This window comes from Aquibacillus kalidii (genome assembly GCF_014280935.1).
In the GTDB taxonomy this organism is placed as follows: Bacteria; Bacillota; Bacilli; order Bacillales; family Amphibacillaceae; genus Aquibacillus_D; species Aquibacillus_D kalidii.
Genome location: NZ_JACLZI010000036.1, coordinates 191,923 through 208,128, shown reverse-complemented (window position 1 = coordinate 208,128; position 16,206 = coordinate 191,923). Strand labels below are relative to the sequence as shown.

General features: G+C 36.2%; 15 protein-coding genes. All 15 read left to right on the top strand.

The annotated features are described in order from the left end of the window. The first annotated feature begins 5 nt into the window (after positions 1–5). Positions 6–1,514 carry an ABC transporter ATP-binding protein gene (locus H7K77_RS08690; RefSeq protein ID WP_186577688.1) on the top strand — a complete coding sequence of 503 codons (1,509 nt, stop codon included), beginning with the start codon at positions 6–8 and terminating at the stop codon, positions 1,512–1,514. After that, positions 1,514–2,560 (top strand): ABC transporter permease, encoded by a 1,047-nt coding sequence (locus H7K77_RS08685; protein WP_186577412.1) that lies wholly within the window; start codon positions 1,514–1,516, stop codon positions 2,558–2,560. The genes H7K77_RS08690 and H7K77_RS08685 overlap by 1 nt, the downstream gene beginning before the upstream one ends. Position 2,561: 1 nt before the next feature. Continuing rightward, entirely contained in the window at positions 2,562–3,521 is a 960-nt protein-coding gene (locus H7K77_RS08680; protein WP_186577411.1) for an ABC transporter permease, read from the top strand. 216 nt (positions 3,522–3,737) lie between these two features. Next, positions 3,738–5,024 (top strand): EF-P 5-aminopentanol modification-associated protein YfmF, encoded by a 1,287-nt coding sequence (yfmF, locus tag H7K77_RS08675; RefSeq protein WP_186577410.1) that lies wholly within the window; start codon positions 3,738–3,740, stop codon positions 5,022–5,024. After that, positions 5,017–6,306 carry an EF-P 5-aminopentanol modification-associated protein YfmH gene (yfmH, locus tag H7K77_RS08670; RefSeq protein ID WP_186577409.1) on the top strand — a complete coding sequence of 430 codons (1,290 nt, stop codon included), beginning with the start codon at positions 5,017–5,019 and terminating at the stop codon, positions 6,304–6,306. Before yfmF ends, yfmH begins: the two co-directional genes overlap by 8 nt. A 10-nt stretch (positions 6,307–6,316) precedes the next feature. After that, positions 6,317–7,033 carry an elongation factor P 5-aminopentanone reductase gene (gene ymfI, locus H7K77_RS08665; protein WP_186577408.1) on the top strand — a complete coding sequence of 239 codons (717 nt, stop codon included), beginning with the start codon at positions 6,317–6,319 and terminating at the stop codon, positions 7,031–7,033. Between the two features lie 90 nt (positions 7,034–7,123). Continuing rightward, entirely contained in the window at positions 7,124–7,384 is a 261-nt protein-coding gene (locus H7K77_RS08660; RefSeq protein WP_186577407.1) for a DUF3243 domain-containing protein, read from the top strand. Between the two features lie 210 nt (positions 7,385–7,594). Further along, entirely contained in the window at positions 7,595–8,386 is a 792-nt protein-coding gene (locus tag H7K77_RS08655) for a YmfK family protein (protein WP_186577406.1), read from the top strand. A gap of 18 nt (positions 8,387–8,404) precedes the next feature. Next, positions 8,405–9,295 carry a helix-turn-helix domain-containing protein gene (locus tag H7K77_RS08650; RefSeq protein ID WP_186577405.1) on the top strand — a complete coding sequence of 297 codons (891 nt, stop codon included), beginning with the start codon at positions 8,405–8,407 and terminating at the stop codon, positions 9,293–9,295. Positions 9,296–9,382: 87 nt separating this feature from the next. After that, positions 9,383–9,961, top strand: a complete 579-nt coding sequence (gene pgsA, locus H7K77_RS08645; protein WP_186577404.1) for a CDP-diacylglycerol--glycerol-3-phosphate 3-phosphatidyltransferase — start codon at positions 9,383–9,385, stop codon at positions 9,959–9,961. Continuing rightward, positions 9,961–11,211 carry a competence/damage-inducible protein A gene (locus H7K77_RS08640; protein ID WP_186577403.1) on the top strand — a complete coding sequence of 417 codons (1,251 nt, stop codon included), beginning with the start codon at positions 9,961–9,963 and terminating at the stop codon, positions 11,209–11,211. The genes pgsA and H7K77_RS08640 overlap by 1 nt, the downstream gene beginning before the upstream one ends. 163 nt (positions 11,212–11,374) lie before the next feature. Next, positions 11,375–12,421 carry a recombinase RecA gene (gene recA / locus H7K77_RS08635; protein ID WP_186577402.1) on the top strand — a complete coding sequence of 349 codons (1,047 nt, stop codon included), beginning with the start codon at positions 11,375–11,377 and terminating at the stop codon, positions 12,419–12,421. A gap of 352 nt (positions 12,422–12,773) precedes the next feature. Further along, positions 12,774–14,339 (top strand): ribonuclease Y, encoded by a 1,566-nt coding sequence (rny, locus tag H7K77_RS08630; RefSeq protein ID WP_186577401.1) that lies wholly within the window; start codon positions 12,774–12,776, stop codon positions 14,337–14,339. A 112-nt stretch (positions 14,340–14,451) separates the two neighbouring features. Then, on the top strand, positions 14,452–15,249 hold the full coding sequence (locus H7K77_RS08625; protein WP_186577400.1) for a TIGR00282 family metallophosphoesterase: 798 nt from the start codon (positions 14,452–14,454) through the stop codon (positions 15,247–15,249). 107 nt (positions 15,250–15,356) lie between these two features. After that, the gene (locus H7K77_RS08620) at positions 15,357–15,617 is read left to right on the top strand and encodes a stage V sporulation protein S (RefSeq protein ID WP_003468886.1); all 261 of its coding nucleotides are present in this window, start codon (positions 15,357–15,359) and stop codon (positions 15,615–15,617) included. The last annotated feature ends 589 nt before the right edge of the window (positions 15,618–16,206 follow it).

Genomic DNA, 16,206 nt, shown 5'->3' with positions numbered 1-16,206 from the left:
TTGAAATGCTTAATATTCGAAAAGAATTTCCAGGTATTGTTGCTAATGATAATATCACCATTCAACTTAAAAAAGGAGAAATTCATGCTCTTCTAGGTGAAAATGGTGCTGGAAAGTCAACATTAATGAATGTGTTGTTTGGGTTGTATCAGCCAGAAAAAGGCGAGATTAAAGTAAAAGGCAAAAAAGTTAATATTACAGACCCAAATGTAGCTAATGATCTGGGGATAGGTATGGTTCACCAACACTTTATGCTTGTGGATACATTTACTGTCACTCAGAATATTATTTTGGGGCACGAACCTAAAAAGTTCGGTTTTATTGACTTAAAAAAGGCTGAGAAAGAAGTGGCTGATCTATCTGAGCGTTACGGTCTGAAAGTTGATCCTTATGCTAAGATTCGTGATATCTCAGTAGGAATGCAGCAAAGGGTAGAAATCTTAAAAACACTTTACCGTGGTGCAGAAGTGCTAATTTTAGATGAGCCTACAGCCGTATTAACTCCTCAAGAAATAGAAGAACTTATAAAGATATTAAAATCATTGGTTAATGAAGGTATTTCTATTATCTTAATTACACATAAGTTAAAAGAGATTATGGAAGTTTGTGATCGTTGTACGGTTATTAGAAAGGGACAAGGGATTGGTACAGTTAACGTAGCTGAAACTTCTACTGATGAACTTGCTTCGTTAATGGTAGGACGAGAAGTGAGTTTTACAACAGAGAAGCAAGACGCAAATCCAGGCAAGACAGTTCTGTCTGTAAAAGATTTACGTGTTAAAGATAACAGAAAAGTAGAAATGGTTAAAGGGTTGAACCTTGATGTTAAAGCAGGTGAGATCGTCGGTATTGCTGGGGTTGATGGGAACGGACAGTCTGAACTAATTGAAGCAATTACTGGATTAAAATCAATAGAATCTGGTTCGATATTCTTAAATGATAAGGAAATAACGAATCTTTCACCAAGAAAGGTTACACAATCAGGTGTTTCACATATTCCACAAGATAGACACAAATTTGGATTGGTACTGGATTTTCCAATTGGAGAGAATATGGTTTTACAATCCTACTACCAAAAGCCTTTTTCTAAGAATGGAATTCTATCCTTTAATAATATTTACGATAAAGCAAAAAGGCTTATCGAAGAATATGATGTTAGAACTCCAAGTGAATATACAAAGGCGAGAGCGCTATCAGGAGGAAACCAACAAAAAGCTATTATTGCACGTGAGGTAGATCGCTCACCAGATTTAATAATTGCAGCACAACCTACTAGAGGTTTGGATGTTGGTGCGATAGAATTTATTCACAAAAAGCTTATCGAAGAACGTGACAAAGGACGAGCTGTTCTTTTAATTTCTTTTGAGTTAGATGAGGTAATGAATGTGAGTGATCGTATTGCAGTTATGTTTGATGGAAACATTATAGCGAATGTCTTGCCTCAAGAAACAAATGAACAGGAGCTTGGCCTCCTTATGGCAGGTAGTAACCAAGCGAAAGAAGGTGCACAATAATGTTTTCAAATCGTATGTTTAATTTATTGGTTCCGATTATTTCTGTTTTATTAGGTTTAATTGCAGGAGCTATTATAATGTTATCTTTTGGCTACAACCCTATTGATGGTTATATCGCACTTTGGAATGGTGCATTTGGTAGCCCTTATTTCTTTGGTGAAACAATCAGACAAGTGACACCGTATATTTTGACAGGTTTAGCTATTGCTTTTGCATTTAAAACTGGGTTGTTCAATATCGGAGCAGAAGGACAAGTTATCGTTGGATGGTTAGCTGCCGTATGGATTGGAACAACAGTCGATGCCCCAATGTTCATTCATTTACCGTTAGCCTTGATTGCTGCGGCTGTCGCTGGAGGACTGTGGGGATTTATACCCGGTTTATTAAAAGCTAAACTAGGTGTACACGAAGTTATTATCACCATCATGATGAACTACATTGCATTATATGTTTCAAACGGTATCATCCGTGATGTATTAACAGATAGTAAAGATTCAACAGACACAATTAAAGAATCTGCAGCTTTGTCTGCAAACTGGATAATGGAGCTGACTAGCTATTCTCGTTTACATTATGGCATTATAGTAGCGTTAGCAGCTGCAGTGTTCATGTGGTTCTTATTGGAAAAAACGACAACAGGCTATGAATTAAGGTCAGTAGGATTAAATAAACATGCATCCGAGTATGCCGGGATGAGTGTTAGTAAAAATATAATTCTTGCAATGGTAATCTCTGGAGGTTTCGCTGGCTTGGCGGGCGCTATGGAGGGATTAGGAACATTTGGCTATATGCCAACGCATTCAGCCTTTACGAATATAGGATTTGATGGAATCGCCGTGGCGCTTTTGGGAGGTAACAATGCGTTCGGAGTTATCCTCGCAGCATTATTATTCGGTGTTTTAAAAATCGGAGCGCTAAACATGCCTACTGTTGCTGGTGTACCGTCAGAACTTGTAGAAATTGTAATTGCTTTAATAATTTTCTTTGTAGGGTCCAGCTACATTATACGTTGGGCGTTATTACGTTTAAAAAAGGAGGGGAATTAAGATGGGTTTTTTCGAAATTCTTCAATCAATTATTCCGATTGCATTATTCTATTCAGCCCCTCTAATTTTCACTGCTTTAGGTGGAGTGTTTAGTGAACGGTCTGGTGTTATTAACATTGGTTTAGAAGGTTTAATGGTTATGGGTGCGTTTGTAGGAATAGTATTTAACTTAACTTTTGCTGATACGTTAGGAAAGGCAACACCTTGGGTGGCAATTGTAGTAGCTATGGTAGTATCAGCCTTATTCTCTCTTATTCATGCTGTTGCTGCTATTTCTTTCCGTGCAGATCAAACGGTTAGTGGAGTTGCGATAAACTTCTTAGCACTTGGTCTAGGTTTATTCTTAACCAAACAATGGTATGGAAAAGGTCAAACAGACATGGTTAGTCAGCCTTTCTATTCTACAAATATTCCAGTGTTATCGGATATCCCTATTTTAGGGCCACTTTTCTTTGAGAGGGTTTATGTCACTTCCTATGTAGCGATTTTGTTTGCAGTAATCGCCTGGTATATTTTATATAAAACCCCGTTTGGTTTGCGGTTAAGATCAGTTGGTGAGCATCCTATGGCAGCTGATACTAATGGTATTAACGTGTATGGAATGCGATATATAGCTGTTATGATTTCCGGTGCTTTAGGTGGACTTGGCGGTTCGGTATTTGCTTTAACTATTGCTTTAAACTTCTCTCATGCTACGATTGTTGGTCAGGGTTTTATGTCACTAGCAGCAGTAATTTTTGGGAAATGGCACCCATTAGGTGCTATGGGTGCAGCACTATTCTTTGGGTTTGCACAGAGTTTAAGTATTATTAGTTCAGGAATTCCGTTCTTAGCTGATGTTCCTGCAATTTACTTAACTATTGCACCTTACGTTCTAACAATATTGGCTTTAGCTGGATTTATTGGACGTGCAGAAGCACCTAAAGCTAACGGTATCCCTTACATTAAAGGCAGCCGTTAAATTCTTACAGAAAGAAACCTGGTATTTGTTACCAGGTTTCTTTTTCGATATACTTTAGTATAGATAAATAAAAACTAAACATTATCCAAAAGATATAATGTTAGGGGACATGCATTTAAGAAGGAGCTACATAATGAGATTTCATTTATCCTTCAAACGTATAGTGGTAAGTGGTATGGAAATTATAAAGTAATGACAATTTAGGGAGGACCTTTCATGCAGTTAGTAGAAGAAAATGTATTTCAAACTAATGGTTACCGTTTACATGTTGTTGAAACAAAAAAATATAAAACAATTAATGTGGTTGTGAAATTAAAATCTCCATTACAAAGGGAGACTGTAACCCAACGCGCTTTACTGCCCTACGTGCTTCAACAGGGTACTCAAAACTATCCAACTGCTAGATCTTTAAGAATGGCATTAGATGACTTGTATGGAGCAGTATTTAATATTGATAGTGCCAAAAAAGGTGAAAATCATATCATGAGCTTTCGGTTAGAGTTTGCTAATGAAGCCTATTTATCGTCTAGCAATCAGATTATGGATAGTGCTCTAAAACTACTGAATGATATTATTTTTCACCCAAAATCAGAAGGGGAAAGTTTTGATCAAAAGATTGTTAATCGTGAGAAACAAACGTTGAAGCAAAAAATGGATGCTATTGTTGATGATAAGATGAGTTATGCAAATATGCGCTTAATTGATGAAATGTGCGTAGATGAGCCATATAAGCTACATGTTCATGGTTATCCAGAGGATTTAAATGATATCACTGCTCAAAACTTGTATGATTACTATCACCAATTACTAGTCGAGGACAACCTTGATATTTATGTTATTGGTGATGTTGATCAAGAAAAAGTGAAACAGTTAGTTGCAACCAATTTTTCTAGAGAACAACAGGATATAGTACAGAAAAAAGGGAGTACAACTAAAACTGTTACAGACGTTAAAGCTGTTACAGAAGAACAAGATATTCAGCAAGGAAAACTTCACTTAGGTTTTCGAACTAATATTTTATACAATGATCAAGATTACGGTGCATTACAAGTGTTCAATGGAATTTTTGGTGGTTTTCCAAGTTCAAAGCTGTTTATGAATGTGAGAGAAAAACATAGTTTAGCATACTATGCAGCTTCAAGAATAGAAAGCCATAAAGGGTTGCTGTTTGTTTTTAGTGGTATTGCTCCTACGGATTACAATAAAGCAAAAGAGATTATATTAGACCAAATGGATTCGATGAAAAAAGGGGAATTCACTGTAGAGCAAGTCGAAGAAACAAAAAACATGGTTGTCAATCAACTGCTAGAGACAATGGATAACCCTCAAGGAATTGTTGAAGTTCTGTATCACCAGGTAGTTGCGAACAGTGAAATCACACCACAAGATGTGATAGAACAGATTAAACAAGTTACGAAAGAAGATCTAATAAAAATAGGTGAGAAAATAAATTTAGATACGGTTTACTTTTTAACAAACAAAGGAGGAGAAAACAATGAATAAAACAGAGTATGAGCAGTTAAAAGAAACCATTTATTCAGAGAAATTGGAAAACGGATTAAAAGTTTTTCTTCTTCCAAAACCTGAAATGTCTAAAACGTTTGGCATTTTCTCCACTGATTATGGTTCAATAGATCAATCCTTCGTACCAATTGGAAAAACAGAGACTGTTACGGTTCCGGATGGTATTGCGCATTTTTTAGAACACAAGTTGTTTGAGAAAGAAGATAAAGATGTTTTTCAAGAATTTACAAAACGAGGGGCTTCAGCAAATGCCTTTACATCTTTTACTAAAACAGCGTATCTTTTTTCTTCTACTAGTGACATTAAGGAGAATGTGACAACATTATTAGATTTTGTACAAGAGCCTTATTTTTCTGATCAGTCCGTGGAAAAGGAAAAAGGAATAATTGGCCAAGAAATACGAATGTACGATGATCAACCAGATTGGAGATCTTTTTTTGGAACGATCCAAAGTCTTTATGTTAATCATCCAGTTCAAATAGACATCGCAGGTACAGTAGAATCTATTGATAAAATTACGAAGGAAGATCTATATACTTGTTATAACACCTTTTATCATCCTTCTAACATGACCTTTTTCGTTGCGGGTAACTTTGAACCAGAAAGTATGATGAAGCTAATTCGAGAAAATCAACAGTTGAAAGATTTCCCAGAAATAATAGAAATAGATAGAACATATCCAGAGGAACCAACACATGTAGCTAAAAAGAAACATATTATTGAAATGCCAGTTACGATGTCAAAGTCAATGATTGGTATAAAGGAAGTAATGGATTATCAGGATGTTACAGAATTTCTTAAAAAAGACTTATTGACTGACATGGTACTAGATAACTTTTTTTCTAAAAGTGGACAATTCTATCAGGAACTGTACGAACAGGATCTAATTGACAATAGTTTTAGTTTCGAAACAAATTTAGAAAAGAAATTTGGTTTCTCTATAATTGGGGGCAATACGTCTAAACCGGATGAACTTGCAGATGCAATCATTAGTCGTCTAAATCAGCTAAAACAGACAAAACTTTCAGGAGAAGAATTTGAAAGAATGAAAAGGAAAAAAATTGGTCAATTTTTACGTGCCATGAATTCTTTAGAATTCATCTCCAATCAATTTATACACTATAATTTGATGGATATAGACTTTTTTGAAATTGTACCGACAATTGAGTCGCTAAGCGTAGAAGAGGCAAATAAATTTTTAGAGAACTGGATTAGTGAGGATAGAATTTCAATCTGTCAAACTGTACCAATTAAGGGATAAGGGAATAGTGATGTCGAAAAATTGTTTAGTAATTGGAGCAAGTGGTGGTATCGGTCGTGCTATATGTGAGCGTCTGACTGCTGAAGGATATAAATTGTTAGTACATTATAATCAAAATAAAATAGTCATTGATCGTTTATGTGACGTTTTACCAGACGAATCAATATTAGGTATTATTCAGGGAGATCTAAGCACTAATAATGGGATTACAACTTTTCTTGAAGGCTTACATTTCCCGATTGATTCTGTTATCTTTGCAAGTGGAAAGAGCCATTATGGTTTGTTTCAAGACGTCTCAGAAGTTGAAATGGATAAAATGATTAACCTTCACGTAAAGAGTCCATGGGTAATAAGTCAGCACTTATTACCTTATATGATCCAAAATAAATTCGGCCATATCATCCTCATCTCTTCTATATGGGGAGAAATTGGAGCAAGTTGTGAGGTGATTTATTCTTCTGTTAAAGGAGCCCAGGATAGCTTTGTAAAAGCACTAGCTAAAGAGGTTGCTCCAAGTGGGATTTCCGTTAATGGTGTGAGCCCAGGTTTTATAGACACCTCAATGAACGATACTTTTTCTGAAGATGACAAGCGTATGATAATGGATGAGATACCTGTAAAACGAGCTGGAAAACCTGAGGAAGTTGCTCATGCAGTAGCTTTTTTATTAGATGAAAAGTCTTCTTATATCCAAGGAGAAATGTTAAAGGTGACTGGTGCCTGGTAGTTTTTTCTCAAAAAGTAATTCCTCCTTTATGAATAAAGTTTTATAAATTTCAAATGCTATAGGTGTAAGTTGAATGAAGGAGGAATTTAAATGTCTGTTTTAGATAACTTCGAATCATGGAAAGATTTCCTTGGTGACAGATTACACCAAGCAGAAGGTCAAGGTATGAGCCAAAACGCTATTTCTGAAATAGCATATGATATTGGTGGTTATCTTTCCAAACAAGTAGAAGCGAAAAATGACCAAGAGGCTGTATTACGTGATCTGTGGAATGCTGCTGATAAAGGTGAGCAACATGCCATTGCAAATATCATGGTCAAAATGGTACAGAATGAAGGTACTGGTCGATAATTAGTCCGCACTTTTTGATAAACAAAGCCCTTGCTTTTTACGTATGCAAGGGCTTTGTTTTTATCTAAAATCATGCCATTAAAATGTGCTTTTAAGGTGAAAATTATATCTTAATAACCGCAATGTGAAATATTAGAAATAATATCCTTTTCTAATGGAATAAAATCATTTATGATATTAGTAGATTATTCCTTTTAAGGGAGTTTTGAGATGGGTAAAACAGAATGGTATCTTGAATATGAAATTCAGCGCAACCGTCCAGGGTTACTTGGAGATATTTCCTCCCTACTTGGTATGTTATCAATAAACATTATCACCATAAATGGTGTAGAGGATTCGAAAAGGGGCATGCTTTTATTAACAAGGAAAGATGAACAAATCACTCGATTGAAATCTATATTAAAAACAATGGATACAATAAACGTAACAAAAATTAGAAAACCTAAATTGATGGATCGATTGGCAGTCAGACACGGAAGATATATACATAGTGACAATGACGATAAAAAGACCTTTCATTTTGTAAGAAGTGAATTAGGACTATTAGTTGACTTTATGGCTGAATTATATAAAAAGGATGGGCACAAACTAATAGGGATAAGAGGTATGCCACGGGTTGGAAAGACCGAGTCAATTGTTGCTGCTAGTGTCTGTGCTAACAAAAGATGGTTATTTGTTTCGAGTACTTTATTAAAACAGACCGTCCGAAATCAGTTGATAAAAGACGAATATAATGATGACAACATTTATATAATTGATGGAATTGTGTCCACTAGACGCGCAAGTGAGAAACATTGGGAGCTTGTACGAGAAGTGATGAGATTGCCTGCAACCAAAGTGGTGGAACATCCGGATATTTTTGTTCAACAAACAGAATATAAATTAGATGACTTTGACTATATTATTGAATTAAGAACTGAAGAAGGTGAAGAAATAAGATATGACCCAATTGAAAAATCAGAGTTTAATCAAAATAATGGTTTTTCAATGTTTGATTTTTAAAGATGGATGGTGTTTAGTATGGAATTAGGTTTGAGGCTAAAGGAAGCAAGGGAAGCTAAAAAGTTGTCTTTAGACGATGTACAAAAGATAACTAAAATACAAACGAGATATTTGCAAGCAATTGAAAAAGGTAATCTTGATATAATGCCCGGAAATTTTTATATTCGAGCTTTTATTAAAGAATATGCTACAGCAGTTGGATTAGATCCTGATCAGTTAATGGAAGAGTATAGTAGTGAATTACCGAAAACAAATACAAGTGAAAGTACAATTCAATATACCAGGGTACAAAGAAGTAGAAAAGACACAACCACTTCTAAAAGCCCAGCTATTTTATCCTTTTTACCAACTGTTATTGTCGTTTTGTTAATTATAGGTATATTGGTTACCATATGGTATTTTAGACAAGATGGATTTAATGGCGATAACGATCAACCAAAGCAGACAGAGGAGAATAAAGGTGGAGACGAAGTACAGATGCCAAAAGATACAGGTGAGGAAGTAGAACCTGAAACCGATCCTGAGTCAACGAATGATGAGGCTGAAACTACAGAAGAGGATAATGATGAGGCTGAGACCCTACCCACGCTGAACATTGTTGAAAAGGGGAACGGAGAAACCACATATGAACTTACTAACCCTGGAGATAAGGTAGAACTTGAATTAAGCTCTGAGAGTGAGCATTGGTTAGAGTTAGAGAATGGTAAAGGAAAGAGTTTTTACAATAACATGTTCTATGCAGCAGATTCTCCGTTAACACAAGATATGACTGGGGAAGAACAAATTTACTTACGTTTTGGAAATCCAACTAAGCTTAATATAAAAGTAAATGGAGTAGCTTTACAATTACCTGATGATATAGACGCTAGCCAAGTACAAAAGGTTTGGATTAAAATCGTTAACGAATAAAGCTATATTTTTTTAATTACTAACCCTTTTCATCTATAATGGTGGGAAGGGTTACCTTACTTACTAATTTATTTTGGAGGACTACATATGAACATACCTAATCGAATTACATTATCACGAATATTTCTTATTCCAATTTTCATCGTTTTACTTGCAGCACCTTTTGATTGGGGAATATTAGATATTGGTGAACGTGAATTACCAGTTTCTCATTTGGCGGCTGCACTTCTATTTATTCTTGCCTCTACTACTGATTGGATTGACGGTTATTATGCAAGAAAACATAATTTGGTTACCAATCTAGGTAAATTTTTGGACCCTATGGCGGACAAGCTTTTAGTTTCTGCAGCTTTTATTTTATTAGTGGAGATCGGGTTTGCACCTGCATGGGTTGTAATCATCATTATTAGTCGTGAATTTGCAGTGACAGGTTTACGTTTAGTTGCAGCTGGAGAAGGAGTTGTCCTTGCAGCTGGGCAAATGGGGAAATTAAAGACAGTTTTACAAATTGTATCCATATCTGCACTACTATTACACAATTATCCTTTTTCCTATCTAGGGATCCCTTTCGATCAAATAACCCTTTATTTAGCTTTAATTATCACAGTAATTTCAGGCGTTGATTACTTTGTTAAAAACTGGCATGTGATGAGGGAGTCAAAATAATGGTAGAATACAAAGCGGAGATACTGGCAGTTGGTACAGAATTATTACTAGGTCAGATTGCTAATACAAACGCTCAATGGCTGTCTGAACAGCTTGCGGACCATGGAATAAGTGTTTATTTCCATGGAGTGGTTGGAGATAACTTGGAAAGAGTTCGGTCCACATTTGAGCTTGCTTCTAAACGATCAGACCTAATTATTGTTACTGGAGGTTTAGGTCCAACTGATGATGATCTAACTCGAGAGGCATTCCAATTATTAACTAACAAGAAGTTGACAGAAGATCAGTTAGCGATGGAGAAAATAACTAATTTCTTTCTTAAAGCGAATCGCCAAATGACACCGAACAATCGCAAACAAGCTCGGGTATTTGATGACGCGATCGTATTACAAAATGAAACTGGTATGGCCCCAGGGATGATTGTAGAATATAAAGGTTCAATCTGGGTGTTTTTACCAGGTGTTCCTCGTGAGATGAAGTCTATTACGGCTAATCACGTTTTTCCTTATTTAAAGGAGAAGTTGGAGCTTAATACAGTTATTCAGTCAAGAATGCTTCGCTTTATCGGGATTGGTGAATCTCAATTAGAACACGATTTAAAATCACTTATAGATGCTCAACACAATCCGACTATTGCACCACTCGCTTCAGAAGGGGAGGTTGCTTTACGTTTAACCGCTAGAGCAAAAACGAAAGTGGATGCGAATAAACTCATTGAGGGATCTGAAGTACAAATAATGGATTTAGTCGGTGATTACTTTTATGGTTATGACGATGTAACCATTCAGGAGAAGGTTTTTCACCTATTAAAAAACAAGAACTGGACAATATCGAGTGCAGAGAGTCTAACGGGTGGTAAATTTGCTGACGAATTTGTGTCAATTAGTGGTGCATCGGCTGTGTTTAACGGAGCAGTAGTTAGTTATGCTACAGAAGCCAAAAAAAATCTGCTTGAAGTTGATTCTAACACTATTGATCAATATGGCACAGTAAGCAAGCAGTGTGCGGAGGAAATGGCACATAACGTGAAAGGGAAACTCAATTCTACTTTAGGAATTAGTTTTACTGGGGTTGCAGGGCCTGAAAGTGTAGAAGAAAAGTCGGTAGGTACAGTCTTTATTAGTGTTTCTGGAATCGATACGGTCGATACAAAGGAATTTCACTTTCAAGGTAATCGAGAAGGGATTAGAAATCGGACCGTTAAAAAAGGATTCGAATTACTATATAAATATATACAAAATTTAAAATAAACTATTTAACCCTATACAAAAATTTGAAAATGCTTATATTATTTTTCTGTTTTCTTAGAAAAACCCTACTTAAAAATAAGGGAACATTTATTCGCTTTTTCTCTTGTTAAATCTCAAAAAACAAGTTATGATAGTAATAGTTAAATAGGAAGGGGAAATATAAGTGAGCGATCGTAAACAAGCCTTAGATATGGCGTTGAAACAAATAGAGAAGCAATTTGGTAAAGGGTCTATTATGAAACTAGGAGAACGAGCAGAGCAAAAGGTATCCACTGTTTCAAGCGGTTCATTAGCGTTAGATGTAGCATTAGGGGTTGGTGGGTATCCACGAGGTCGGGTAATTGAAATCTATGGTCCTGAATCTTCTGGTAAAACTACAGTATCTCTACATGCGATTGCAGAAGCACAAAGACAAGGTGGTCAAGCCGCGTTTATTGACGCGGAGCACGCATTAGACCCTGTTTATGCTAGAAAATTAGGTGTTAATGTCGATGAATTACTACTATCACAGCCAGATACTGGTGAACAAGCACTAGAAATTGCTGAAGCCTTAGTGCGTAGTGGTGCTGTTGATATGGTCGTTATTGACTCTGTTGCTGCACTTGTACCAAAAGCAGAAATAGAGGGAGAAATGGGAGACGCACATGTTGGGTTACAAGCCCGTTTGATGTCACAGGCACTTAGAAAACTTTCTGGGGCGATTAACAAGTCTAAGACAACTGCTATATTTATTAACCAAATCCGTGAAAAAGTTGGCGTAATGTTCGGGAATCCTGAAACCACTCCGGGTGGACGTGCACTTAAATTCTATTCATCTGTTCGTTTAGAAGTTCGCCGTGCAGAAACATTGAAGCAAGGTAATGACATGGTCGGTAATAGAACTAGAATTAAAGTTGTTAAAAATAAGGTTGCACCTCCTTTCAAACAGGCTGAAGTAGATATTATGTATGGAGAGGGTATCTCTCGAGAAGGTGAAATATTAGATATCGGATCAGATTTAGATATCGTCCTAAAAAGTGGTGCTTGGTATTCTTATAATGAAGAAAGATTAGGTCAAGGTCGTGAAAATGCTAAGCAATTCTTGAAAGAAAACATAGATATTTCTGAGGAGATATATAATGCAATTCGAACACACTATGAGATGGATGTTGTTGAAACTGTAAATGGAGAATCTGAAGAAGACTCTCAAGAAGTATTAGATATCAAATAGTACGAGAAAATCCTTACTTAATTGTAGGGATTTTTTTATTATTTCTTTAAAAAGAAGGTTATGTACAAACAGATTGGAATAGAAGTAATGGATTATGGATTAAAAAATATAATATAAGACTAGAATTAGTCAAATTATGACACGTTTTTAGCTGCGATATAAAATAATTGGATAAAAATGTTACATAAATTTGACGTTTCCTTGACATTATATACCCTCAAGATTAAAATTAAGTATGTATAATTTTATAGTTTATTATACATTCTTTTAAAAACGTTTAATTAAAGTTAAAGACTGTACATGCCGACTATTTTATTGTTTGTACAAGTTTATAGCAAGAGGAGGTGAAACCATGGAACTAATAATCACAGCCATCATCTCCAGTTTGCTTGCCCTAATCGTCGGTGCTGTTGTTGGTTATCTGATTCGTAAATCTATTGCTGAAAAGAAAATTTCTAGTGCAGAGGACTTGGCTAAACAAATTGTCGAAGAAGGACATCGTAACGCCGAGGTTGCTAAGAAAGAGGCGCTTCTTGAAGCTAAGGATGAAAACCATAAACTTCGTCAACAAGCTGATCAAGAGCTTAGAGAGAGAAGAATGGAAATTCAAAAACAAGAAACACGTCTTATGCAAAAAGAAGAGAATCTAGACCGTAAAGATGAAACACTTGATAAGCGAGAGCTTATGTTAGAGAAGAAAGAAAGTTCGCTAGCAGAAAAACAACAACAAATTGAAGAAATGGAAAGCAAAGTTGGAGCTATGTTAAGCGAGCAGCAAACCGAACTTGAGCGTATTTCCGGTTATACAACTGACCAAGCTAAGCAGATTATTCTAGAGCGTGTTGAAAAAGAAGTAAGTCATGAGTCCGCTATCTTTATTAAAGAAGCTGAAAACCGTGCTAAAGAAGAAGCAGATAAGAAAGCAAAAAGTATTCTTTCACTTGCTTTACAACGTTGTGCAGCAGACCATGTTGCCGAAACAACCGTATCTGTTGTTAACCTTCCAAACGATGAGATGAAAGGTCGGATCATAGGTCGTGAGGGCCGTAATATTCGTACTCTTGAGACACTAACTGGAATAGATTTAATTATAGATGATACACCAGAAGCTGTAATTCTGTCTGGGTTCGATCCAATTAGAAGAGAGACGGCCCGGATTGCCTTAGAAAAACTGGTTCAGGATGGACGTATTCACCCTGCTCGAATTGAAGAAATGGTTGATAAGTCAAGACGAGAAGTAGATGAATATATTCGTGAAGTTGGGGAGCAAACAACGTTTGAAGTAGGTGTTCATGGCCTACATCCGGACCTTGTTAAAATTCTAGGTCGCTTAAAATATCGTACAAGCTATGGTCAAAATGTATTAAAGCATTCTACGGAAGTGGCTTACTTATCCGGATTGCTTGCCGCAGAACTAGGTGAGGATGTAACACTTGCTAAACGAGCTGGATTACTTCATGATATCGGAAAAGCCATCGACCATGAAGTAGAGGGTAGTCACGTTGAAATCGGTAAGGAATTAGCAACGAAATACAAAGAGAATCAAGTTGTAATAAATTCAATAGCTTCACACCATGGTGATGAAGAACCGACTTCTGTGATTGCAGTAATAGTTGCTGCTGCTGATGCACTGTCTGCAGCGCGTCCAGGTGCAAGAAGTGAAACATTAGAGAATTATATTAAACGATTAGAAAAGCTAGAAGAAATCTCTGAATCTTATGATGGTGTAGAGAAATCATTTGCTATTCAAGCAGGAAGAGAGATTCGTATTATTGTAAAACCTGATGAAATTGATGACTTTGAGTCAGTTAAAATTGCCAGGGACATACGAAAACGAATAGAAAATGAACTGGATTATCCAGGACACATTAAGGTGACTGTCATTCGAGAAACGAGAGCAGTTGAATATGCAAAATAAAGCGGCCACTTGGTCGCTTTATTTTTTTACGAATGAATAGGTATTTTTGACTTTTAACCATTTATATGTGAAACTGAAGCTAATTTCATCAATAGGAAGGAAAGCGAATTATATGAAGATTTTATTTATTGGAGATGTAGTAGGATCTCCTGGTAGAGATATGGTTCAGAACTATCTATCTAAATTAAAACAAAAGTATCAGCCGCATATAACGATAATTAATGGAGAAAATGCAGCTGCGGGCAAAGGGATAACCGAAAAAATCTATAAACAACTATTAGAATGGGGTGCTCAAGTTATTACAATGGGCAACCATACTTGGGATAAAAAAGAGATTTTTGAATTTATAGATGATGCTAAAAATATGATAAGACCAGCTAATTTTCCTGAAGGAACTCCGGGTAAAGGACTTACCTTTGTTAAATCAAACGGCGTTGAAATAGCTGTTATTAACCTCCAAGGAAGAACGTTTATGCCACCTTCTGATGATCCATTTCGTAAAGCTGATGAGTTAATTGAAGAAGCTAAGAAAAGAACAAATATCATTTTTGTGGACTTTCATGCAGAAGCAACGAGTGAGAAACAAGCGCTAGGATGGTACTTAGATGGAAGAGTAAGTGCTGTTGTTGGTACACACACACATACACAAACTGCTGATGAACGTATTTTACCAAAAGGAAGTGCTTATATTACAGAAGTGGGAATGACAGGCCCATATGATGGAATTCTTGGTACAGATCGAGAAGCTGTTATTAAAAAGTTTTTAACTAATTTACCAGTCAGGTTTGAGGTTGCCAAAGAAGGAAGAACACAATTAAATGGATTTCTAGTAGATATAAATAAGGATACAGGAGTTGCAAAAAGTGTCGAACGAATTATGATAAACGACGATCATCCATTCTTTGGTTGATATTTGAATTATTTGAAAAATTGATTCATAATAAAAGGGAATATCTATCAATTACAAGAATATAGTAAAAGTGGAAATACTTTTAGTAAACCAAGGAGGTACTAGGAATGGACATATTAAAAGTTTCAGCTAAATCGAATCCCAACTCAGTAGCAGGAGCACTTGCGAATGTGCTAAGAGAACGTGGCTCAGCAGAAATTCAGGCGATCGGCGCTGGTGCGTTAAATCAGGCCGTTAAAGCAGTAGCAATTGCACGAGGATTTGTTGCCCCAAGTGGAGTTGACTTAATTTGTATTCCAGCTTTTACGGATATTATGATTGATAATGAGGAACGAACAGCTATTAAACTAATTGTAGAACCAAGATAGTACTTGGTAATAGATTCATATTTTCCTGTTTGCTTGCCAGCAAGCAGGTTTTTTTTGATTAAGTGTCTAAATAGTAAAAAAAGAGCTAATAAAAAACGTTTTCAAAGAGTAGTTTGTTTGACTTCATAGTGGAGAGAAAATCACTAGTAACTTATTTGAACCTTTGGATGTGTGCTTAAACTCGTTCCGGCAGAATACTCCGCTTTCCGTGGGCATGGCTTCAGCTTCCTCAGAGCAAAGAACGCTCTTCCGGGATCTTCGGACTCGTGCTGTTCCCACAGGACAAGGAATGCTATGGAAGCGATACATCGCACGAAGAAAATCGGGTTATATTTTCGAGGAGTCTCCGTATTCTGCCTACACTATGATAGATTTCTAACGCTAAGAACAGTAATGACTAGTTATCATATGATTCTTAATTCCAAAACAAGTATCAACTATTATATTGTTATTTTTTGCTCTGACTACCTATCGTAGAAAAATGGATTGAATTAAGCATAATAGTACGTGAAATTACATTCATATGCTCTGAGCGGAGGAAATTCACGTAGACTCCTGTGGGAAAGCGAAGCCGTTGAGACCCCACAGG

Bases quoted from the DNA above. Each gene is read 5' to 3' on its own strand.
- H7K77_RS08685 (WP_186577412.1), top strand. From the start codon at position 1,514: ATGTTTTCAAATCGTATGTTTAATTTATTGGTTCCGATTATTTCTGTT.
- ymfI (WP_186577408.1), top strand. From the start codon at position 6,317: ATGTCGAAAAATTGTTTAGTAATTGGAGCAAGTGGTGGTATCGGTCGT.
- H7K77_RS08640 (WP_186577403.1), top strand. From the start codon at position 9,961: ATGGTAGAATACAAAGCGGAGATACTGGCAGTTGGTACAGAATTATTA.
- yfmF (WP_186577410.1), top strand. From the start codon at position 3,738: ATGCAGTTAGTAGAAGAAAATGTATTTCAAACTAATGGTTACCGTTTA.
- H7K77_RS08620 (WP_003468886.1), top strand. From the start codon at position 15,357: ATGGACATATTAAAAGTTTCAGCTAAATCGAATCCCAACTCAGTAGCA.
- H7K77_RS08650 (WP_186577405.1), top strand. From the start codon at position 8,405: ATGGAATTAGGTTTGAGGCTAAAGGAAGCAAGGGAAGCTAAAAAGTTG.
- rny (WP_186577401.1), top strand. From the start codon at position 12,774: ATGGAACTAATAATCACAGCCATCATCTCCAGTTTGCTTGCCCTAATC.
- H7K77_RS08660 (WP_186577407.1), top strand. From the start codon at position 7,124: ATGTCTGTTTTAGATAACTTCGAATCATGGAAAGATTTCCTTGGTGAC.
- yfmH (WP_186577409.1), top strand. From the start codon at position 5,017: ATGAATAAAACAGAGTATGAGCAGTTAAAAGAAACCATTTATTCAGAG.
- H7K77_RS08625 (WP_186577400.1), top strand. From the start codon at position 14,452: ATGAAGATTTTATTTATTGGAGATGTAGTAGGATCTCCTGGTAGAGAT.
- pgsA (WP_186577404.1), top strand. From the start codon at position 9,383: ATGAACATACCTAATCGAATTACATTATCACGAATATTTCTTATTCCA.
- H7K77_RS08655 (WP_186577406.1), top strand. From the start codon at position 7,595: ATGGGTAAAACAGAATGGTATCTTGAATATGAAATTCAGCGCAACCGT.
- H7K77_RS08680 (WP_186577411.1), top strand. From the start codon at position 2,562: ATGGGTTTTTTCGAAATTCTTCAATCAATTATTCCGATTGCATTATTC.
- H7K77_RS08690 (WP_186577688.1), top strand. From the start codon at position 6: ATGCTTAATATTCGAAAAGAATTTCCAGGTATTGTTGCTAATGATAAT.